Raw genomic sequence first — 21,375 nt, forward strand, 5'->3', positions numbered from 1 at the left:
ACGCACTCGGGGGCCGGCTGCGGGTCACGGCTCGGCGGCGAACAGGTCCTGCAGCAGATCCTCGAAATACTCCGGCGTCACGGCGATCGGACCGGCGTACGCGTGGTCGAAACCGGCGATGGCGTAGAGCAGCAGCGCGACGAACAGCGCGAGCATCCCCGACATCAGCAGGTGCACGCGAAGATTTCGCACCTCGATGAGGCCGATGAGGATCGCGTTCAGCACCGCACCGACGGCCAGCACGATCCACAGCACGCTCGGCAGTGCCAAGTGGGTCAGCGCGATGCGCTCCCGACGGTTCTCCACCAGCATGTGGAACTGGTCGAGCGACTGCTGCACGTACAGGATCTCGGCGGGGGAGGTGGGCTGCACGGAGGCGATCGCCTGCTGCATCGCGGTGATGTTGGCATCCGTCTCGGCGGGGATCTGGAGCTGACGCTGCATCGGCCAGTCCAAGTCGATGACATTGCGCGTGTACTCGGCGATCTGCTGCTGCAGTTGAGTCGACGCCGGTTCCGGAAGCAGCGCCCCGGTGCGGTAGAGCGCGGCGAGCGTCGAGGACTCCTCCAGCACGACGCCGTCGACCTCGGTGAAGTTGCCGTACGCGGCCGCGGCGATGAGCGCCAGGGTCACGCCGTAGAAGACGCCGTAGGCGCCGACCGCGTAGCTGAGGACGCGATCCCACTCCTCACCCTGGGGTGCGACCCGGAAGACCCACTTGCGAAGGACCAGCAGAATGGCGCACGAGCCGCCGACCACGAGAGCGATGAACACCGGCAGTCCCACGGACAACGGCAGGTCGTAGAGCCACATCCGGCACCCCTTCACGGCGGCATCCCCCGACGCCGTCGTCGCACAGTACCAATGGCGGGCAGCGCGCCGCACCTGTCGGTCTTCCACCGGCGAGTCAACCGGTTTGGCCCGCCGCCGCAGCGAGACGAGACTAGGAACCATGTCCCACGACAGCTCTTCTTCCGTGTACACGCTGTGGGCGGTCTTCCGCCGCGATCCCGAGAACCCGGTCACCGCTAGCGAGGCGACCGAACTCGCCGACCTGGTCTCGCTCGTCGAGGCCGACGGGGTCACGGTCCGCGGCTTCTACGACGTCAGCGGCCTCCGCGCCGATGCCGACCTCATGGTGTGGTTGCACGGCGAAGACCCCCAGGCGCTGCAGCGCGACCTGCGCCGCTTGCGCCGCACCGAACTGCTGAAGAACCTCCTGCCGACGTGGAACGCCATGGGTGTGCATCGCGACGCGGAGTTCAACCGGTCGCACGTGCCCGGGTTCCTCCGCGGCATCGAGGCGCAGCAATGGCTCTGCCTCTATCCCTTCGTGCGCAGCTACGAGTGGTACCTCCTGCCCGAGGAGGAGCGCCGCGAGATGCTCATCGAGCACGGCAAGAAGGGCTCGCAGTACCGCGGCGTGATCGCCAACACCGTGGCATCCTTCGCCCTGGGCGACTACGAGTGGCTCCTGCCGATGGAGGCCGACGTGCTCACCGACCTCGTCGACATGATGCGCGATCTGCGCTACACCGAGGCTCGCCGTCACGTGCGCGAGGAGGTGCCGTTCTACACGGGGCGGCTCGTCGCCCTCGACGAGATCCCCGAGATCCTGCAGTGAGTGCACCCCTGCGTCTCGGCACGCGTCGCAGCGCCCTCGCGATGACGCAGTCGCAGACGGTCGCCGATGCCGTGGCAGCGGTGTCGGGGCGGGTCGTGGAACTCGTGCCGATCGTGTCGGAGGGTGACGTCAATCGCGCCTCCCTGTCACAGCTGGGCGGGCGCGGGGTGTTCGCGAACGGTCTGCGCGAGGCGCTCGCCGCCGACCGGTGCGATTTCCTCGTGCACTCGCTCAAAGACCTCCCCACGCTGCAGCCAGAGGGTCTGATCATCGCGGCGACGCCCGCGCGCGAGGACGCCCGCGACGTCGTCGTGACGCGCGACGGTACGCCGCTCGGCTCGCTCCCGCCGGGGTCCCGCGTCGGTACCGGCTCACCCCGTCGCGTCGCGCAGGCGCGGCGGCACAACCCGCGGCTCGACATCCGCGACATCCGCGGCAACGTCGACTCGCGGCTCGCGCGGGTCCGCAACGGAGAGCTGGATGCCGTCATCCTCGCGGCCGCGGGTATCTCGCGCCTCGGCGGTGACCTCGGCGGACTGCACGCCGAGGAGCTGGGTCTCGGCGAGTGGCCCACCGCTCCCGGGCAGGGGTCGCTCGCCGTCGAGACCCGCGCCGACATCGACCCGGAGATCCACGACGCGCTCGCTCAGCTCGACGACGCGCACACCCGCATCGCGATCACGGCGGAGCGCACGGTGCTCTCCGCTCTGGATGCCGGATGCAGCGCGCCCGTGGGCACGCACGCGGCCATCGCCGACGGTGACCTGCGGTTGCGCGCCATCGTCTACGCCCTCGACGGCTCCCGCCGGATCGGCATCGATCGGACGGTGCGTCTTGACACGGGGTATGCTCGGGAACCTGGCAGTGGCAATGATGCGGATGCTGCCGACGACGGGGGACCCATAGCGCGTGCGACGCGTATGGGCCGAGAAGCCGCGCGTCGGTTGCTCGAACGCGGGGCGGCCGACCTGGTACCACGAGAGTCGACCACATGAATGAAGGCCACTGGCACACGCCGAACCCCTCGACGGGCAGCGTGCCCAAGCCGCTTGCCGGGCGGCGCGTTCTCGTGCCGCGCGGCGGACCGTGGGGCGACGGCGTCGCCGCACGCCTGCGGCAGCTCGGGGCCGTCCCGGTCATCGCACCGCTCATCAACTTCGCGCCCACGAACGACCAGGCCACCCTCGACGAGGCCCTGGCCGATCTCGCCGCCGGCGCATTCGACTGGCTCACTCTCACCAGTGCGACGACCGTCGACGTGCTCTACGCGTACAAGGCGATGATCCCCGTGCAGACCCGCGTCGCGGTCGTGGGCGAGACGACGGCCGCCGCCATGCAGGCGGTCGGGTACCGCGTCGACCTCGTGCCCGAGCGCGACAACTCCGCGCAGGGAATGGCCGAGCAGATGATCGACCTCGAATCCGAGCCCCGCAAGGTGCTGACCCTGCGCAGCGAGATCGCCAAGCCGGTGCTCACGCGTCTGCTCATCGAAGCGGGCCACGACGTGCGCAGCGTCGTGGCGTACCGTACGGTCGGGGTCCCCGTCTCCGAGAAGATCGCGGGCGACGTGCATTCCGGTCGCATCAACGCGATCCTCGTCACCAGCGGGTCGGTCGCCGAACAGGTCGTCGAGCAGTTCCCCGACATCCCGGCATCCACGGTCATCGCCGCGATCGGTCCCCGCACCGCCAAGGACGCCAAGCGCGCCGGGCTCAGTGTCGACGTCGTCGCCGAACGGCAGACGGTCGACGCCCTCATCGAGGCGGTCGCCCGCTTCCCCCTCCCCACCGAATCGACCCCATGAGTTTCCCCGAGCACCGCCCGCGGCGCCTGCGTCGCACCCCCGCCGTCCGTCGTCTCGCCCGCGAGACGCACCTCGTGCCCGCGCAGCTCGTGCTGCCCATGTTCGTGCGCGAGGGAATCAGCGAGCCGAGCCCCATCGGTTCGATGCCGGGGATCGTCCAGCACTCCCTCGACTCGCTCCGCCGCGCGGTGGTCGAGGCGGCCGAGCAACGCATCGGCGGCATCATGCTGTTCGGCGTGCCCGAGGTGCGCGACGCCGTCGGCTCCGGTGCCGACGATCCGAACGGCATCCTGAACCGCGCGACCGAGGCCGTCGTCGCCGAGGTGGGTGACGCGCTGGTGGTGCAGACCGACCTGTGCCTCGACGAGTTCACCGACCACGGGCACTGCGGCGTCCTGCAGGCCGACGGGGCGGTCGACAACGACGCCACCCTCGGGCGCTACACCGCGATGGGTCTCGCGCAGGCGCGCGCGGGCTCGGCGATGCTGGGCCTGTCGGGCATGATGGACGGCCAGGTCGGCGCGGTGCGCGAGGCTCTGGATGCCGAGGGCTTCACCGACACGCTGATCCTGGCGTACTCCGCGAAGTACGCGGGCGCCTTCTACGGCCCGTTCCGCGAGGCGGTCGACTCGCAGCTCAAGGGCGATCGTCGCTCGTACCAGCTCGACCCCGGCAACGGTCGCGAGGGCGTGCGCGAAGCGCTGCTCGACGTCGAAGAGGGCGCCGATGTGGTCATGGTCAAGCCCGCGCTGCCGTATCTCGACGTGCTCGCCGAGGTGAAGGCCTCGGTCGACGTGCCGGTGTGGGCCTACCAGGTGTCGGGCGAGTACGCGATGGTCGAGGCCGCCGCAGCCCACGGCTGGATCGACCGCCAGGGCGCAATCACGGAGAGCCTGCTCGGTATCCGGCGTGCCGGCGCCGACGCGATCCTGACGTACTGGGCGGTCGAGGCCGCCCGCTGGCTCCGCACCGAGCTCTGACGTCTCCCCGCCCAGCCGAGCCGCGACACGGGCCCGCTCAGCCCATCGCGTCGTCGACCGGACACGACGCAGGAGATTCCCACCGGTTCTCGCGGCCTCTGCGCCGGCAACTCCGGGAAGATTGACCCTGCAGACCCCGCGGCGCGGGACGGCCCCCGATTCTCCTGCGTTATGCACATCGAGAGGATGAGCACCCCATGACCGATCTCAACGACCAGTGGTTCGCCCGTGCCAAAGACGTCATTCCGGGCGGCGTGAACTCGCCCGTGCGTGCCTACGGCTCCGTGGGCGGGACGCCTCGGTTCGTGCAGTCGGCATCCGGGCCCCGCATCACGGATGCCGCGGGCCGGGAGTACGTCGACCTCGTCGCCTCGTGGGGTCCGGCGCTGCTCGGTCACGCGCACCCCGAGGTGGTCGAGGCCGTGCGGTCAGCGGCGTCCCGCGGATTGTCGTTCGGCGCACCCACGGGGGCCGAAGTGGAGCTCGCCGACCTCATCGCGCACCGTGTGCAGGTGGGCGAGCTGAAGCCGATCGAGAAGGTGCGCCTGGTGTCGACCGGCACCGAGGCGACGATGACGGCGATCCGTCTCGCGCGCGGTGTGACGGGACGCGACCTGCTGATCAAGTTCGCCGGGCATTACCACGGCCACTCCGACGGACTGCTGGCCGCCGCCGGATCGGGTGTCGCCACCCTCGCCCTGCCCGGCTCGGCGGGCGTTCCCACGCCCATCGCCGCGCAGACCCTCGTGCTGCCCTACAACGACCTCGACGCCGTTCGCGAGGCCTTCGAGGTGCACGGCGAGAACATCGCCGCGATCATCGTCGAGGCGGCCTCCGCCAACATGGGCGTCGTGCCGCCGCTGCCCGGCTTCAACGCCGCGCTCGCCGACATCGCGCACAGCCACGGCGCCCTGCTCATCGTGGACGAGGTGCTCACCGGCTTCCGCGTGCATCCGGCCGGCTTCTGGGGCCTCCAGGCTTCGCAGGGCGAGCGCTACCTGCCCGACATCCTCACGTACGGCAAGGTCGTCGGCGGAGGGATGCCGCTGGCCGCCCTCGCCGGCCGCGCCCAGATCATGGACCACCTGGCTCCCCTCGGCCCGGTGTACCAGGCCGGAACCCTGTCGGGAAACCCGTTGTCGGTGGCCGCGGGCCTGGCGACCCTGCGCCTGGCGACGCCCGAGGTGTACGCCGCGGTCGACGCCGCAGCCGGTCGGGTCGCCGATGCGCTCGACGCGGCGCTGACGGCGGAGGGCGTGGTGCACGTCGTGCCGCGCGCCGGGTCCCTGTTCGGCGTCGCCTTCCTGCCCGAGGTCCCCCTCGACTACGCCACCGCGCTCACGCAGCAGTCGTACCGCTACGCCGCGTTCTTCCATTCGATGCTGGATGCCGGTGTCTCGCTGCCGCCGAGCGTGTTCGAGGCGTGGTTCCTCACGGCGGCGCACGACGACGCGGCGCTCGAGCACGTGCTCGACGCGTTGCCGGCGGCGGCGAAGGCCGCAGCGGAGGCGCTGGATCCGACGCTTCTCGCGCAGTAGGCGTCGCCCGGGCGCATCTCATCCGCCGGGGGTGACGCGCATCGTCTTCGTGGTCGATGTGCGCGCGAGCGCTCTCGCTCGAGTGGCGCACGTCTGCTGATCGGTCGCGGCGCGGCGGGAACCGCCGCACGAGATGTCGGAGGCGGACCCGGGGCTCAGGCGCACGCCGCGCGGTGCCCCGCGGCGCGGTGGAAGACTGGACGGATGCACATTCCTCAGCCCCGCGTCGTCGTGCTCGCCGGTGGAGTCGGGGGGGCGAAGTTCCTACTCGGCGTGCGCGCCGCGCTCCGTCGGCTCGGCGCTCCCGAGGCCACCGTCGTGGTCAACACGGGCGACGACCTGTGGCTCTCGGGTGTGCGGTTGCAGCCCGACGTCGACTCGATCACTTACGCGCTGGCGGGGCAGAACGACACCGTGCGCGGATGGGGTCGCGCGGGTGACACCGAACGTGTCAACGAAGAGCTTCAAGCGTGGGGCGCCGGCTGGCCCTGGTTCACCCTGGGCGACCTCGACCTCGGCACGCACCTGGCACGCACCGGGTGGCTGCGCGAGGGTCTCACCCCGAGCCAAGTGCTCGCCCGCATGGCGGAGCGGTGGCCCCTCGGCGTCCGTCTTCTGCCCATGACCGAGAGCGAGGTCGACACGCATGTGCTCCTGGAGGACGGCGGGCGTCTGCACTTCCAGGAGTGGTGGACCCGTCACCGCGCGAAGCTCGCGCCCCGAGCGTTCGAGAATCCCGGGATCACGGATGCCGTACCCGCACCCGGAGTCGTGGATGCCATCACTGCGGCCGACGTGGTGCTGCTGGCGCCGTCGAACCCCGTCGTATCGATCGGTCCGATCCTCGCGGTGCCTGGTGTGCGCGATGCCCTGCGGGAGACCACGGCGCGGGTGGTCGGCGTGTCGCCGATCATCGGTGGGCGGGTCGTGCGCGGGATGGCGGACGTCTGCCTGACGGCCATCGCGGTCGAGACGTCTGCCGCGGCGGTGGCGCAGCATTTCGGGGCGCGGTCGGCGGGCGGCGTGCTCGACGCGTGGCTGCTGGCCGAGGAGGACGCCGCGTCGGTCGCCGAGGTCGAGGCGGCGGGGATCCGCACGGTGGTCGCTCCGCTGTGGATGAGCGACGAGAACGCATCGGCCGGGATCGCGGAGGCGGCGCTCAGGGCCTAAGGGTCGCCCGAGCGCGCGTCCTCGCGAGCGTTCGCCCGCAGACTCTCGCGAAGTGCTCTCGCGGAGGGGATGCCGCTTTGGTGTGCAACCGTTGAGAGATCCGTGTCGGGATCGATCGCCAGCAGGTGTCGAGCCCGGCTGACTCGTTGCGTGCGCAGGAACTGCCGCGGCGAATCGCCTTCTCTCCCGAACGCTCGAGTCAGATGTGACCGCGTCACCCCGAGCTCTTCGGCAGCACGTTGGACGGTGTAGGAGGGATCCGAGGCATGTTCGGAGAGAAGGCGCCGGGCCTCCTGGACGAGGTCGTTGCGACGAGGTCGTGGGCCTGCACCGACCGCCGGCGGGGTGACTGCGTCTGTCATGGCGTCGAGTGCCAGTGCGAAGAGGCGCGCTGACCGATCATCCAGGGGGGTGTCGGCGTTGAGAAGCATGTTCACCGTCCCGGCGAGGCAGGACCATGCCGTCAGCGGGCCTCCCGTGCGCCCGTCGAGGTGGGTGTACGTATCTGCCTGGATTCGCAGGCCGGTGAATCCGCGCGACTCGATCTCGATACGCGCCGTCGGTTGTGACGCGGTGAGACGAGAGACCGCTGGATCAGCCCACGCGATAGCTGACTGTGTACGCAACTGGTGCACGCTTCCGGTCGAGTCGTCGATGCGCGCGGCTCCCTGAGTCTGGAGCCAGACGTGTCTCGTGGGCTGCGGAGCGTCCACCGTCCGGGTGAGAACGAGCGGCGTGTGCCATACCCTCCGGATCGTGACTTTCGAGAGACGTAATTCATCCACGAAGGCGCGCGGTACGGAGCCTACTCGTGGCGCTGCGGCCCACCCCTGTGCAGCGAACCATCGCGCCATGTCATCGCCGATCAGATGAGCGCGACTCCGTGGCTCAGCGGTGCTGGGGGTGGGTGTGTGGGTTCGCATAGCACTCGCTCGAGTCTGTGCATCCGCGTCGCTGGATGGGCTCCGTCAGCCCCGATGTCACCTCCCGAGGTCGAGGACTTCGTCCGCCGAGGCCGCTCGCGGGGAGGCGGATAACGGGGTTGGTGCACTCGATACGCCGATGGCGCATCGAATTCGACCGTTTCACTACGCGTGGCCACTATGCAGAAGCACCCTTCTGCGGTCATTCGCCGCGGGACGCGCCCGTGATTAGGAGAAGACATGACGGAAATTGACAGTCCACCGCAGCCGGATCGCCCCCTCGGTAGGCGAACGATTCTGGTCGGCGCCGCCTGGAGCGTGCCGGCCATCAGCATGATGTCCGTGTCACCGGCATTCGCCTCTTCGACGGACCGCACTGTCACGTTGACACTGCCCGGAGGCTCTACGCTTCCCGCCGCGGGCGCCACGGCGCTCCAGGTGAGTGTGGCGAAGAGCGGCGGAGCGGCATTCGCCGGCGCCGCCGTCTCCTTGACCGGACCTGCATCCGCTTCTTTCGGGGCGAGCAGTGGTACCACCAACGGCTCGGGTCAGTTCTCCACGACGATCGACCTCGGCACACCCTGGGCGACCCCGGGCGGGACCGTGACCCTGGCGGCGCTGAGCGACGGAGCCTCCTCGACGGTGAGCCCGACCGTTCTGGGCGCGAACATGTTCGCGCTCGGGGGGAGCTACGGTTCGTCGGCCGTACAAGCCGAGAAGGTCTTCCCGGCCCCTATCGAGCAGGCGCTCGCGAGCCTGAACTTCCAGGTCGTGCTGCTCGCGGACGGCACCGTGTGGTCCAAGGGAGCGAACGCGCGAGGTCAGCTCGGCAACGGAACGACGACGGATCGATCGACATGGGCGGTCGTGCCGGGGATCGGAGACGTCGTCCAGATCGCCGCCGGGCGCGACATCGTCTTCGCGCGACGTAGCGACGGGACGGTCTGGGGGTGGGGCGCGAATGAAGTGGGACAGATGGCCAACGGAGGTTCCGCTGACGTCCTCGCGCCCGCAGCGATCCCCGGGCTGAGCGGCGTGGTGCAGGTCGTCGCGGCGGCCGTATCGGGACATGCGCTCCGCTCGGACGGCACCGTTGTCGGGTGGGGCTCGAACACCGCCGGACAGATGGGAACGGGGTCGACCTCGAGCTCGAGCGGTGTCGTCGCAGCCAGTGTGTCGAACGTGGCGCAGCTCGCCACGAGCAACAGGACGGTCATCGCCCTTCTCACCGACGGGTCCGTGCGCGCGTGGGGGCAGAACGATCGTGGGCAAACCGGTACGGGACCGTCCCCCGGTAGCGTCGTGACACCGACGACGATCCCCGGATTGGCGAATGTGACGTCGGTCGCCGGCGGGCGTGAGTCGTCGGCGGCGGTCCTTCAGGACAGAAGCGTGTGGATGTGGGGAATGAACGATCGGGGTCAGCTCGGTGATGGCTCGACGACAGATCGGAACACTCCGGTCGCAGTCAGCGGATTGAGTTCCGTGGCCGCTGTCGCGTGCGCTGGTCTGTCCTCCTACGCTCTTCGCACGGACGGAACCGTGGTCAGCTGGGGCTACAACGGCGACGGCCGTCTCGGTGACGGGACGACCACCGACAGCTCCGCTCCGGTGACCGTCGCGGGTCTGACCGACCACGTCATCAGCCGGTTGATGAACAGCAACGGCCAGACGGACGCCGTCTTCCTTCTCGTCGGTCTGGAGACGCTGAGTCTGTCAGCGACTCCGACTCTCGTTTCCGCAGGCGCTGATGCGACCGTCACCGGAACCCTCCTCGCAAACGGGTCGGCCGTGTCGGGCCGCACCATTTCCTTCGGTGCGGACTCGGTCGCCGCTCTGTCCGCGCCCTCCGCAATGACGGGGTCGGACGGAAAGTCGTCGGTGACGGCTACGGCGGATTCCTGGGCGGCTGCTGGAACCTCGGTCTCGCTCAGCGCGTCCACGTCCTCGGCTACGCAGCGGACAACGGTCACCCTGCTCGGATCCAACGTCGTCGGCTCCGGTTCTGGGTACGGCTCGACACCGGTTCAGGCGCCGCGGGTGTTCCCGAAATCCATTCGTCAGATCTCGTCCGGCGACGGGTTCTCGGTCGCTGTTCTCGAGGATCGGACCGTGTGGACGGTAGGTGACAACACATACGGCCAACTGGGAGACGGAACGACCACGTCGCGATCGACGTGGGCAGCGGTCCCCGGTCTGACCGATGTGCTGGAAGTCAGCGTCGGTACTCGTTGGGTCGCTGCGCGACTCGTGGACGGCTCCATCAAAGTATGGGGTGCCGGGTCGTACGGCAATCTCGGCACCGGATCGACGGCTGATGCTCTCTCGCCGACGGTCATCAACGTCAGTGACGTGGTCCAGATCGTCGCTTCGGCCGGAAACGGATACGTCCTCAAATCCGATGGGACCGTGTGGGCGTGGGGTGACAACCACGTCGGTCAACTGGGAGACGGGTCGGTGGATTCGACGGGGATTAGCCCTCGGCTCACATCGAGCAAGGTCCTGGGTATCCCTGGGCGTGTGACGAAGATCTCTGCGAGCAACTGGACCGTGGCCGCTCTCCTGACCGATCAGACGGTCGTTTCCTGGGGGCAGAACAACTATGGGCAGGTAGGCGACGGATCCGGCACGGACCGCTACCTCCCGGTGGTCGTCACCGGGCTCTCGAACGTCGTGGACCTGGTGTCCGGACGCGAGACGACGTACGCACGTCTCGCGGACAAGACCCTTCGCGCATGGGGCATGAACGAGCACGGGCAGACGGGTAACGGCTCGACCAGCCACGCTCTCAGCCCCGTGAACTGCGGCGGTCTGACGGACGTTCAGAACATCGTGCCGTGGGGTGGATCTGTTTTCGCGTCGCTCGGGGACGGAACCCTCCGAAGCTGGGGGTGGAATGTCTTCGGTCAGCTCGCGATCGGGCACACCAGCCAACACGAACTGAGCCCGCAGACCGTCCAAGTGCCCGCCGGCGTGAAGATCACCGGTCTCACTTCGCCTACCCCGGGCAACGGAACGCCGTTCTTCTTCGCCGAGAAGGACGCGGCATCCACGGGATCAGCGAACCTCGCTCGGGGGGCGGGCGCATCCGCGAGCTCCGTCGAAGGCTCGCTCGCTCCGAGCAACGCCATCGATGGCGACGCGTCTACGCGTTGGGGAAGCAATTACTCGAATCAGGCCAATCCGGACGATCAATGGTTGGCGCTCGATTTCGGTGGACATCGGACGGTGGCGCGAGTCGAGATCGTCTGGAATGTCGCCTACGCCAAGGAGTACGCCATCGAGGTCTCCTCCGACGGCGTCTCATGGACGACTGCCGCGACGAAACAGGACGGCGCCGGAGGAACCGAGTCTCTGTCCTTCTCGGCCACTTCGCGTCGATACCTCAGGATGCGCGGCATCCGACGGGGCACCTCGTTCGGATACTCGATTTACGAACTCCGAGTGTTCTCGAACTGACGAAGAGCACCGGTGGCGTGGCTGACCACGTCACCGGTGCTTTTCCCATGGCGGCGGCCCGCACGATGGCTCAGGCCGCCGCAGCAGCCAGGACCGCCGAGGTGTGCGCACCCACGCCGAGCGTCACGGCCTGCGTCAGCTGCGCGGCCGTGTCGACGTCGCGGCGGAGGGTCGAGTCGCGCTCGACGGCGAGGTCGGTGCAGCCGAGCAGGCGGTGGCGGGCCGCGGAGTCCTCGCCGAAGGCCGAGACCCACACCGCCCCCGCGCGGGCGGTGACGAGGGTGGAGCCGGTGGCCTCGGCATCCGGAACCAGACCCCGTTCGACGGATGCCGCGAGCTCGAGCGCGACGTCGAGGTCGGCGGCGCGCAGGGCGGGCAGGTCGCCGAGCAGAGCGGCGCGTGCAGTGCCCTGACCGGCGACGGCGGCGCCGAGCGCGATGGCGGCGTCGAGGCCGCGGATCTCGCCCTCGGCCACGACCTCCACACGGCGCGCGCGTCGAAGTGCGCCACGGATGCCGGCATCGTCGGTGACCACGATGACCTGGGCGACGCGGGTCGCGGCGGCCGCGGCGGCGATGGTGTCGAGGGCGATGGCGCGCGCGAGCGCCTCGCGGTCGGTGCCGACGTCGACCAGACGCGACTTGCCGACGGCGGCGGGTTTCACCGGGACGATGATCGTCCAGCCGGCGGTGTCAGGGATGTCCATCGCGTCCATTGTGCGTCGAACCCCCGACATTCACGGGTGGGGCGCGTCCGAGATCGTGCAGCGACGACCGGCGATCATCGAGATGGCCGACGTCTGGGCAGAATCACGGGTCATCTCGAGGAGCTCGCGCCGTCTCGATCCCGAAGGCGCCCCCGGTGTCAGCTGAAGCGCTTGCGCAGGCGCGGCAGGATCTCCTCGCCGTACATCTCCAAGAACTGCTTCTGGTCGTGCCCGGGATCGTGGAACACCAGATGGCGGAAGCCGAGGTCGACGTAGCGCGCGATGCGCTCCACGTGCTCGTCGGGGTCGGTCGAGACGATGAATCGGGATGCCACCCGCTCGATGGGCAGTTCGGCGGCGAGGCGCTGCATCTCGAGAGGGTCGTGAACGCTCATCTTCTCGTCAGCGCTGAGAGCCAGCGGGGCCCAGAAGCGTGTCTTCTCGAGAGCGGTGTCATGGTCGGGGTGGTATGACACCTTGACCTCCATGAGCGTGTCGACGTCGTCGCGCGTGCGCCCGGCCTTCGACAGACCGTCGTCGAGAGCGGGGAGGAGCTTGTCGGTGTAGAGCTCGGGGTCTTTGCCGCTCGTGGTGATGTATCCCTCGGCGATGCGGCCGGCCAGGCGCGTGGCGGCGGGGCCGGAGGCGCCGATGTAGATCGGCACCTTCTGCGCGGGGCGATCGTAGATGGTGGCATCCTTCACCGAGTAGTAGGTGCCCTCGTAGGTGACCCGTTCGTCCGCCCACAGTTCGTTGATGATCGTGATGGCCTCTTTGAGGCGCTGGAAGCGCTCGGGCGGCTCGGGCCACTCAAGGCCGAGGGTGACCTCGTTGAGGGCCTCGCCGGTGCCGACGCCGAGCACCACCCGACCCGGGTACATCACGCCGAGGGTCGCGAACACCTGCGCGATCACCCCGGGGTGGTAACGGAAGGTGGGGGTCAGCACGCTCGTGCCGATGATCACGCGCTCGGTGCGGGCACCCAGGGCACCGAGCCAGGGGAGGGCGTTGGGGGCGTGGCCGTCGTCGTGCATCCAGGGCTGCAGGTGGTCGGAGAGGAAGACGGAGTCGAAGCCCACCTGCTCCGCCATCACACCGAAGTCGAGCAGCTCGTTGGGGCCAAACTGCTCGCTCGAGGCCTTGTAACCGAATCTCAGCGGAACGCTCATGAACTGTGTCTCCTAGGCGTGCGGATGGACGTGCGGACGGATGGGGATGGCTTCGGCAGGCTGAGCCACCGGGGCGGGCTCGGCCACCGGGGCGGGCTCGGCCGCCGGACCCGGGGATGCCGCGCGACCCGGGGACGCTGCGGCGGCGGGGACGGCGCCTGCCGCCTCGGGTCCTGAGCCGGGCGTGGCGAAGAATTCTGACCCGTCGGTTCCGACCAGGCGCTCACGGAACGCTTGCACCGTCCCCGGCCAGAGCAGGGTCAGCCGGCCGGAGCGGTCGTCGACGTACCAGTTGCGGCATCCGCCGGTCAGCCAGGGAGTGGATGCCGCGGCCGCGGCGATCTCGTCGGTGTACGCCGCTTCGGCTTCGGGCCGCACGCGCAGGACGGGATCGGGGCGCCGGTCGCGCTCGCAGAGGGCGCGCACGACGTAGGCCGCCTGCTCCTCGGCCATGAGGACGGCCGAGTTGTGACCGAGGCTGGCGTTCGGGCCGTTCAGCACGAAGAGGTTGGGGAAGCCCGCGACCACCGTCGAACCGAAAGAGGTCATGCCCTCGGACCAGTGCGCCGCGAGCGTCCCGTCCTCGCCCCGCACGAGATCTGCGTAGGGCTGCTGGGCCGACGCGAAGCCGGTGGCCAGCACGAGCACATCGGCCTCGTAGCGCTCACCGCTCTCCGCCGTCAGCATCGGGCCGTCGACGGCGGCGAGGGCCGTGGGCTCGAGGGTCACGGCATCCGAGGCCACGGCGGGGTAGAACGCGTCGGAGAGCAGCACGCGCTTGCATCCGAAGGCGTAATCGGGGGTGAGGGCGGCACGCAATGCCGGGTCGGCGACCTGGGCGTGCAGATGGTCGAGCGCGGTGGCGCGGGCGGCGGCGGACGCCGCGGCGTCGCCCGAGCGCGAGGCGAAGCGCTGCTCGCCTTCGGCGTAGAGGTCGGCGCGCAGGCGCGCCAGGTCACCGGGGTGAGCGTCGAGGTGCTCTCGATCGGCGCCGGGGATATCGCCGCCTCCGCGGGGCACGATCCACGCCGGGGTGCGCTGGAACAGTGTCACCTGGGCGCCGCGACGGGCGAGCTCGGGCACCAGCTGTACGGCGCTCGCGCCCGTACCGACGACCGCGACACGCGTGCCGGTGAGGGCGACGCTGTGGTCCCACCGTGCGGTGTGGAAGATCGGGCCGTCGAAGGATTCGAGTCCGGGGATGTCGGGGACGTGCGGCTCGGTGAGGCGGCCGCACGCCAGCACGAGGGAGCGGGCGACGACGGGTTCGGCGCCCGTGTCGAGGCGCCAGACCGCGTCGACGGCATCCCATTCCGCCCCGAGAAGGGGCGTGCGAAGACGCAGCCGATCGCCGAGGCCCTCACGTGCGGCGACGCCCTGAAGGTACGTCTGTATCTCCTGGCCGCGCGCGAAGGTGCGCGACCACCCGGCGTTCGGGTGGGCCGCCAGGCTGTAGAGGTGCGCGGGCACGTCGCACGCGACGCCGGGGTACGTGTTGTCGCGCCACGTCCCGCCGACATCGTCGGCGCGTTCGAGCACGACGATGTCGTCGCGTCCGGCCCGGCGCAGGGCTCCGGCCATGGCGAGTCCGGCGAAGCCGGCGCCGACGATCGCGACGTCGACGACCCTCACGGCCGCGCCCCGTCGGCGGGGAGGGGGTAACGGGTGCCGCCGCTCGTGACGATGTACGGGGAGGAGGGATCGGGCAGAGCCGTTGCCACGCGGTAGTCGGTCGTGCGGAGCCGGAAGGGCCGCATGAGGCTCCGCGCGATGCGTTCTGCCGCGGCGACCGGCAGCTCGAGTCCCTGCTCGATGCCCGCGTCGGGCAGGACACGGCCGTCGTAGAGTGTGCCGCCGAGGTCGTCGCCTCCCGAGCGCAGCAGTACAGCCGCCATCTCGCCGCCCACGCGGGTCCACGGGATCTGGACGTGCGGGATGCTGCCCGACAGCAGCAGCCGCGACACCGCGACCATCGCCCGATGCTCGTCGATCGGCGCGCGGCCCGCGACGAGCGGCACGTCACCGCCGGGCAGGGGGATCGGGACGAATTCGGCGAAGCCGCGGGTCTCGCCCTGGATCGCGCGCAGACGCCGCAGGTGCGCGATGCGCTCTTCGGCGGTCTCGACGTGGCCATAGAAGATCACCGAGGTCGAGCGGAAACCGGCTCGATGCGCCGCCGCGATGGTCTCGACCCAGTGATCGATCTCGAGGTCGCCCGGCGCGACGAGCGCGCGCACCCGCTCGCTGAGGACTTTGACACCCGTGCCGGGGACGGTGTCGATGCCCGCCTCGCGCATCGCCGTGAGAGCACCATCGAGCCCGAGGCCGCCCCGGTCGGCGAGATCGCGCACGTCGAGCGGACGGTAGGCGTGCACGTGGATACCGGGGGCCCCGCGCTTCATGGCCCGCACGATGTCGAGGTACCCGGCGGGGTCTTCGTCGCTGCGGAGCGTGCCCTGCACGCAGACCTCGGTCGCGCCGAGGTCGGCGGCGTCCGCGGCGATGGCGGTGGCGTCGTCGAGGTCGAACTCGCCCGGGCCGGCGCGTCCGGTGCGTCGGAAGCCCGTCGAGGTGAGGTTGCGGTTCTGCACGAGGGTGATCGGCTCGCCGACGGTGTATCGCCGCGCGTCGTCGGCGACGGCCGTCAGCTCGTCGAGCTCTGCGCCGGTCGCGTGCAGCAGACGCACCCAGTCGCCGTCGTCGAGGGCGAGGGGACCGGATGCCGCGCGCTCGGCGAGCCGGCGGACGCCCGGGTCGGCGCCGGGCCGCACAGCCCGGGGATCGGCGTGGGGGGTGGAGGGACGCGGCGCGGCGGGGACGGCGCCGGGAATGGAGAGGATTCCAGGGGCGGAGGATGCGGCCGGGGCGGTGCGTCCTCCCACGGGGAATTCTCCTCCCGTCGCGGAGGTCGCGGCGGATTCTCCTCCCGTCGCGGGCACGCTCACGCCCACAGGCTTCACGGGGGCCGCGAGTCCTTCGGCATCCGCCAATGCCCGGAGGGGAGCGTGGAGCGTCGGGTCGATCCAGCGCGCGGCATCCCGAACGTATTCAGGGTGGGCGGTGAGACGCTCGCGCAGCAGGAACCCGGCCGCGGCCGTGTGCGCGGCGAGGTCGTCGATCTGCGGCCAGGGGCGCTCGGGATTGACGTGGTCGGCGGTGAGTGGGGACACGCCTCCCCAGTCGTCGGCGCCGGCCTCGATGAGCAAGCCGAGCTCGCGCGGGTCGGAGAGGTTCGGCGGCACCTGGATGCGCATGTCGGCGCCGAACACGAGCCGCGCGACCGCGACCGCCGCGAGATAGTCGTGCATGTCGGCGTCCGGTGCGCCCTGCATGGCGGTGCGAGGCTTCGCGCGGAAGTTCTGCACGATCACCTCTTGCACGTGCCCATGGCGGTCGTCGAGCTCGCGCAGGGCGACGAGCGATTCGGCGCGGTCGCGTACGGTCTCGCCGATCCCCACCAGGATGCCGGTGGTGAACGGGACGCCGGCGGCTCCGGCGTCGTCGATGACGCGTAGGCGCAGCGCGGGATCTTTGTCGGGCGAGCCGAAGTGCACCTGACCGGGCTCTTCGTACAGGCGCCGCGAGGTGGTCTCGAGCATCATGCCCATCGACGGCGAGACGGGGCGCAGGGCAGCGAGGTCGTCGGGGTGCATCACGCCGGGATTGGCGTGCACGAGCATGCCGGTCTCGGCGGTGATGAGGCCGGCGATGTGTGCCACGTAGTCGATGGTCGAGGCGAAGCCGTGTTCGTCGAGCCAGGCGCGCGCCTCGGGCCACCGTTCCTCGGGGCGATCGCCGAGGGTGAGCAGTGCCTCTTTGCAGCCGAGGGCCTGCCCCTGGCGCACCACCGTCAACACCTGCTCGGGGCTCATGTAGGCGGGTTTGCGCAGCAGGTTGAGCTGGCCGGGCGTGTCGACGAACACGCAGTAGTGGCACCGGTCGCGGCAGAGGGTCGTCAGCGGAACGAACACCTTGCGCGAGTACGTGATCACGCGGGGGCGGTCGGCGCGGGCGAGTCCCTCGTCACGGAGAGCGGATGCCACCCGGAAGAGCCGTGGCAGCGGCGCGCCGAGCAGCATCTCGGTTTCGTCGACATCGGGGCGATGACCCTCTGCGATGCGCGTCAGGAGATCGTCGATTGAGGCGCCTCGGGCCGGTGCGACTCGCGGCGCAGCGCTGCCCGTACTCATCGCTCCAGGCTATCCCCCGCCCCCGACATCGGGGCCGGGACCGCGGCGGTGAGGTCCGGTCGGGACGCCCGATCATCCTGTCCGCGCCCTCGTCGTGCGGCCGTCCCGCGTAGTGACCGTGGACAGTCGTGAATGTTGCCGCTAACATCGCCGGACGGGCACCCCCCACTTCCGCCGACTTGCTCGGCGTCGACGAGCACATCGCTCGACGGGGTTGCACGACCACCCGAGCAAAGGAGCCGGAAACCGTGAGTACCCGACGACGCCTCGCCTTCCTCACCGCGCTTGCGGTCGGGGCGGCGACCTTCGCGACCGCCCAGCCCGCCGTCGCCGCCGCCCCCGTCGACGGACTCGTCGCCGCCTACGACTTCCGTCAGCCTTCCGGTGCGACCGTCCCCAACACTGCGATGGGATCGTCGTTCGGCCCCGCGACCGTCCGCAACGTGCAGAGCGCCGACTGGACCGCGAGCGGCCTGACCATGCGCGGCGGGGCCAAGACCTCGACGGGGAACTGGGTCGAGCTGCCCGACGACATCCTGGCGGGTGACCGATCGGCCACGGTCGTCGCGGAGGTCAAAGCGTCACAGGCCATGCTCAACTCGTTCCACTTCCTGTGGAACGTGGGCAACGAGTCCGCCGCCACCGAGTACTTCTTCGCGTCCCTCAACTGCGGCTCCGGTCGGACGCCGCTCGTCGGTGTGAAGTCCGACGGTGTCGAGCGGCTCGTGGGAGCCTCGTCGTGCGGTGTCGCCGCCGATCAGTGGGTCAACGTCGCCTCCGTCGTCGACGGTGCCGCAGGGCGGGCGTCCCTCTACCTCGACGGCGTCCGCGTCGCCGACGCCGCGATCGATCGCACCCCCGCCGACGTGCGCGACCAGTCGCTGAACACCATCGGCCGCGCCCCCTGGCCCGACCCGCTCTTCCAGGGAGCGATCTCGGCCTTCCGCGTCTACGATCGCGCGCTGTCGGCGACAGAGGTCGCGGCCACGGCTCAGACCGACGCCGAGACCCACGCGACCGAGCTGCGGGCGCAGGCGCAGGCGATCCTGGACGCACTGGCGCTGAAGGACATCTCGACCTCGGCCGACATCGACCTCCCGACCTCGGGCGGTCGCGTGACCTGGACCTCGAGCAATCCCGCGCTCGTGGCACCCGATGGAACGGTGACCGCCCCCGTCGCCGGTCAACCGGGCGGAACCGCGCAGCTGACGGCGACCGCCGCCGTCCGCGGGGTGACGGCGACCCGGACCATCACCGTGACCGTGACCGCGTCGACCGAGACCGCCGCACAGCGCGCGGCCCGCCTCGCGGGGCGGTTCGTCATCCCCAGCGTCCTCGAATCGGGTTCGACGCTTCCCACCGCCCCCGAGGGGACGACGGTCGCCGTGAGGTCGACCGACGGCGGTGTCGTCGTGACCGACGGCGTCGTCTCGGGCGCCGACGGATCGATCACCGTGCGCGTGACCGACATCGCCACCGGCGCGACCGCCGACCGCACCTTCGCCGTCACGGTGCTCCCTGCCGACTCGACCGCGCAACTGCTCGCCTACAACCGCGTGCCCACGCTGGTCACCGAGGCGAACAACGCCGATGTCGCGCTCAGCATGCACCTCGCCGTGGGCGAGGACGACGCCTGGCGTCCGCTCAACGAGAACTACGGCATCTTCTTTCCGAAGACCGCCGTCCCCGTGCCAGCGAACGGTCCGCGCGACGGTGACATCCGCAGCCTGCGCGACCCGCACCTGTTCACGCTCGAAGACGGCGGCTACGGCGTCGTCGCCACCCGCACGGCCCGCGGAGGCGGAGCCGACGGGACGCAGACCTCGAGCATGCTCTTCGCCCGTAGCGCCGACCTGCGCAGCTACGACGAAGTGGGCATGGTCGACCTCGGCGTGACGTCGGGGGTCAACGACCCCGCGGCCGTGTACGACTCCGCCGCGGACCGTTACGTGGTCTCGTGGACGTCGGACGCCGGCGCCGCCATGTACACCTCGTTCGCCGACCTGGGCGACGTCTCCACCCGTGGCGAGGTGCGCCGCGGCGAGGTCGCCGCGACCGTCGACGTCGACGAGGCCGAGGTGGCGAACTTCGACTCGGGCAACACCGTCCCGGTCGACGCCGACACCCTGGCGGCGCTCGAGGTGCGTTTCGGACGTGTCGCCAACACCGGCGTCACCGCCCCGGCTCGGGTCGAGATCGCGCAGGGGGCCACCGTCGACGCGGCGGCCCTGGCGAAGCGCGTCGAACTGTCGTACTCGGACGGCTCGAAGGCCACCCGCCCGGTGACCTGGGATGCCGCATCCATCGGCGCGGTCGACACCTCCACGCCCGGTACCTACGAGGTCACCGGCACGATCAAGCAGCCGGAGTACGCGACGCCGTTCGCCGACGAGCGTGCCGACCCCTCGGTGTTCCGTTACGACCTGAACGGGCAGCAGAAGTTCCTCATGATCGCGACCGAGGACATCTACGGCGGCAACATCGACCCGCAGGGCGGCGCGCACATGCCGATCCGCATCGCGAACTCGATCGAGGACCTCTCCGACGACGCCATCCGCGCCGGGCGCAACGTCGAGGTCGACCTGCTGCGTCGCGGTGACACCGACGCCGAGGGCCGGGCGATGACCGGATGCTTCTGGGCTCCGGAGTACCACGTCATCGGCGGCAGACTCTCGATCCTGTTCATGCCCTGCTACGACGGCGCCAACGGTCGTCCCGACATGTTCACCGGCCAGGCCAGCATCATCCAGCTCAAGAAGGACGCGCAGGGACGCGACCTCGATCCCGCGGTGCCCGCCAACTGGACGAAGGCGCAGAAGGTGCTGCGGGCAGGGGGCGGCATCCTGAACCCCGTCCAGACGATCTCGCTCGACATGACCTACGTCGAGGACTCGGGTCAGTCGTACTACGTGTGGCAGCAGCTCGGCGCTCTGTTCATCGCCAGGATGGACCCGGCCGACCCCACCCGCCTCACCTCGGAGCCGGTGCGCATCCTCGCCCCCGAGTACGCCTGGGACAACGTCATCGCCGAAGGACCGAACGTCTACGCGCGTGACGGCAAGCTGTACCTGATCTACTCCGGATCGACCGTCGGCGACACGTACACGACCGGGCTCGCCCTGGCCACGGCCGGCGAGAACGTCGACCTGACCTCGCCGAGCGCGTGGAGCAAGCTCAACTACCCGATCCAGAAGTCGGGCGTCTTCAACGGCTCCTGGCAGCTCGGCACGGGCCACGGCATGTGGTCGCAGGACGAGGACGACAACCTGCTGTACGTCTTCCACGCCCGCACCGATAACAACAACCTCAGCGGTCGCGACATGTTCGTGCGCCGGGTGCACTTCGCCGTGGACGGCCTGCCGATCTTCGACATGGAGAGCACCGAAGAAGTCGCGCCCGACAACCGTCGTGTCACGGCCACCGTCGTCGTCACCGCGCCGGCCGGCCTCGAGGTCACCGGAGCCGTGAGCTCCCGGTGCATCGCGGGCAAGGTCACCCAGACCGTCACGGTGCGAAACGCCGAGGGCTTCCCGGTGACGGTGACGGCGAAGGGCCCTTACGGAACGAAGACGTTCGGTGCGCTCGCGGCGGGCAAGAGCTCGTCGGCCGCCTTCACCACCCGTGCGGGGTCGATCCCCGCCGGGACGGTGACGGTGGATGCCGCGGCGACGGTGAACGGCAAGGCTGTGACCGACACGGTCTCGGTGCCGTTCGCCGCCGCGAGCTGCGGCTGACCGCCCGGCTGATCGCTCACGACGACGCCGCGTCCGGACCTCTCCCGGGCGCGGCGTCGTCGTGCGATGGCGTCGCCA

14 protein-coding genes are annotated in these 21,375 nt (G+C 70.2%); 8 read left to right on the forward strand and 6 right to left on the reverse strand.

Annotation, left to right across the window (positions count from 1 at the left end; all coding sequences use genetic code 11):
- Positions 1-24 precede the first annotated feature (24 nt).
- Entirely contained in the window at positions 25-813 is a 789-nt protein-coding gene (locus FHS07_RS07520) for a bestrophin-like domain (protein WP_183419202.1), read from the reverse strand.
- A gap of 139 nt (positions 814-952) precedes the next feature.
- Here FHS07_RS07520 and hemQ point away from each other — a divergent pair, with 139 nt between their 5' ends.
- From hemQ to cofD, 6 genes are all read left to right on the forward strand, one after another.
- Positions 953-1,624: a hydrogen peroxide-dependent heme synthase gene (hemQ, locus tag FHS07_RS07525; RefSeq protein WP_183419204.1), complete on the forward strand. Its 672-nt coding sequence runs from the start codon at positions 953-955 to the stop codon at positions 1,622-1,624.
- Complete coding sequence (hemC, locus tag FHS07_RS07530; protein WP_183419206.1) at positions 1,621-2,619, forward strand: hydroxymethylbilane synthase; 999 nt, start codon at positions 1,621-1,623, stop codon at positions 2,617-2,619. The genes hemQ and hemC overlap by 4 nt, the downstream gene beginning before the upstream one ends.
- Positions 2,616-3,428, forward strand: a complete 813-nt coding sequence (locus FHS07_RS07535; RefSeq protein ID WP_183419207.1) for a uroporphyrinogen-III synthase — start codon at positions 2,616-2,618, stop codon at positions 3,426-3,428. The genes hemC and FHS07_RS07535 overlap by 4 nt, the downstream gene beginning before the upstream one ends.
- Entirely contained in the window at positions 3,425-4,408 is a 984-nt protein-coding gene (gene hemB / locus FHS07_RS07540) for a porphobilinogen synthase (protein ID WP_183419208.1), read from the forward strand. Before FHS07_RS07535 ends, hemB begins: the two co-directional genes overlap by 4 nt.
- Positions 4,409-4,605: 197 nt before the next feature.
- A complete protein-coding gene (gene hemL / locus FHS07_RS07545) occupies positions 4,606-5,946 on the forward strand; it encodes a glutamate-1-semialdehyde 2,1-aminomutase (RefSeq protein WP_183419210.1) in 1,341 nt (446 codons plus the stop codon).
- Positions 5,947-6,150: 204 nt separating this feature from the next.
- Entirely contained in the window at positions 6,151-7,116 is a 966-nt protein-coding gene (gene cofD / locus FHS07_RS07550; RefSeq protein WP_183419212.1) for a 2-phospho-L-lactate transferase, read from the forward strand.
- Here the strand turns inward: cofD and FHS07_RS16890 are convergent.
- On the reverse strand, positions 7,113-8,039 hold the full coding sequence (locus tag FHS07_RS16890) for a helix-turn-helix domain-containing protein (protein ID WP_425488143.1): 927 nt from the start codon (positions 8,037-8,039) through the stop codon (positions 7,113-7,115). The two genes, cofD and FHS07_RS16890, sit on opposite strands and share 4 nt — an antisense overlap.
- 342 nt (positions 8,040-8,381) lie before the next feature.
- On the opposite strand from FHS07_RS16890, the gene FHS07_RS07560 reads away from it, so the two are divergent.
- Positions 8,382-11,498 (forward strand): RCC1 domain-containing protein, encoded by a 3,117-nt coding sequence (locus FHS07_RS07560; protein WP_183419215.1) that lies wholly within the window; start codon positions 8,382-8,384, stop codon positions 11,496-11,498.
- A gap of 70 nt (positions 11,499-11,568) precedes the next feature.
- On the opposite strand, the gene FHS07_RS07565 is transcribed toward FHS07_RS07560, so the two are convergent.
- From FHS07_RS07565 to cofG, 4 genes are all read right to left on the reverse strand, one after another.
- Positions 11,569-12,204 (reverse strand): glycosyltransferase family protein, encoded by a 636-nt coding sequence (locus FHS07_RS07565; protein ID WP_246383144.1) that lies wholly within the window; start codon positions 12,202-12,204, stop codon positions 11,569-11,571.
- Positions 12,205-12,362: 158 nt separating this feature from the next.
- Positions 12,363-13,373 carry a glucose-6-phosphate dehydrogenase (coenzyme-F420) gene (fgd, locus tag FHS07_RS07570; RefSeq protein WP_183419218.1) on the reverse strand — a complete coding sequence of 337 codons (1,011 nt, stop codon included), beginning with the start codon at positions 13,371-13,373 and terminating at the stop codon, positions 12,363-12,365.
- A 12-nt stretch (positions 13,374-13,385) separates the two neighbouring features.
- On the reverse strand, positions 13,386-15,005 hold the full coding sequence (locus FHS07_RS07575) for an NAD(P)-binding domain-containing protein (RefSeq protein ID WP_183419219.1): 1,620 nt from the start codon (positions 15,003-15,005) through the stop codon (positions 13,386-13,388).
- Positions 15,002-17,563, reverse strand: a complete 2,562-nt coding sequence (cofG, locus tag FHS07_RS16665; protein WP_183419220.1) for a 7,8-didemethyl-8-hydroxy-5-deazariboflavin synthase CofG — start codon at positions 17,561-17,563, stop codon at positions 15,002-15,004. Before cofG ends, FHS07_RS07575 begins: the two co-directional genes overlap by 4 nt.
- 248 nt (positions 17,564-17,811) lie before the next feature.
- On the opposite strand from cofG, the gene FHS07_RS07585 reads away from it, so the two are divergent.
- Positions 17,812-21,297 carry a family 43 glycosylhydrolase gene (locus FHS07_RS07585; protein ID WP_183419221.1) on the forward strand — a complete coding sequence of 1,162 codons (3,486 nt, stop codon included), beginning with the start codon at positions 17,812-17,814 and terminating at the stop codon, positions 21,295-21,297.
- The last annotated feature ends 78 nt before the right edge of the window (positions 21,298-21,375 follow it).

This window comes from Microbacterium proteolyticum (assembly GCF_014192415.1).
GTDB classification, from domain to species: Bacteria; Actinomycetota; Actinomycetes; order Actinomycetales; family Microbacteriaceae; genus Microbacterium; species Microbacterium proteolyticum.

Excerpts from the sequence above, each read along its gene's own strand:
- hemL (WP_183419210.1), top strand. The coding sequence starts at position 4,606 with ATGACCGATCTCAACGACCAGTGGTTCGCCCGTGCCAAAGACGTCATT.
- cofD (WP_183419212.1), top strand. The coding sequence starts at position 6,151 with ATGCACATTCCTCAGCCCCGCGTCGTCGTGCTCGCCGGTGGAGTCGGG.
- fgd (WP_183419218.1), bottom strand. The coding sequence starts at position 13,373 with ATGAGCGTTCCGCTGAGATTCGGTTACAAGGCCTCGAGCGAGCAGTTT.
- hemB (WP_183419208.1), top strand. The coding sequence starts at position 3,425 with ATGAGTTTCCCCGAGCACCGCCCGCGGCGCCTGCGTCGCACCCCCGCC.
- FHS07_RS16890 (WP_425488143.1), bottom strand. The coding sequence starts at position 8,039 with ATGCGAACCCACACACCCACCCCCAGCACCGCTGAGCCACGGAGTCGC.
- FHS07_RS07520 (WP_183419202.1), bottom strand. The coding sequence starts at position 813 with ATGTGGCTCTACGACCTGCCGTTGTCCGTGGGACTGCCGGTGTTCATC.
- FHS07_RS07565 (WP_246383144.1), bottom strand. The coding sequence starts at position 12,204 with ATGGACATCCCTGACACCGCCGGCTGGACGATCATCGTCCCGGTGAAA.
- hemQ (WP_183419204.1), top strand. The coding sequence starts at position 953 with ATGTCCCACGACAGCTCTTCTTCCGTGTACACGCTGTGGGCGGTCTTC.
- FHS07_RS07535 (WP_183419207.1), top strand. The coding sequence starts at position 2,616 with ATGAATGAAGGCCACTGGCACACGCCGAACCCCTCGACGGGCAGCGTG.
- cofG (WP_183419220.1), bottom strand. The coding sequence starts at position 17,563 with ATGAGTACGGGCAGCGCTGCGCCGCGAGTCGCACCGGCCCGAGGCGCC.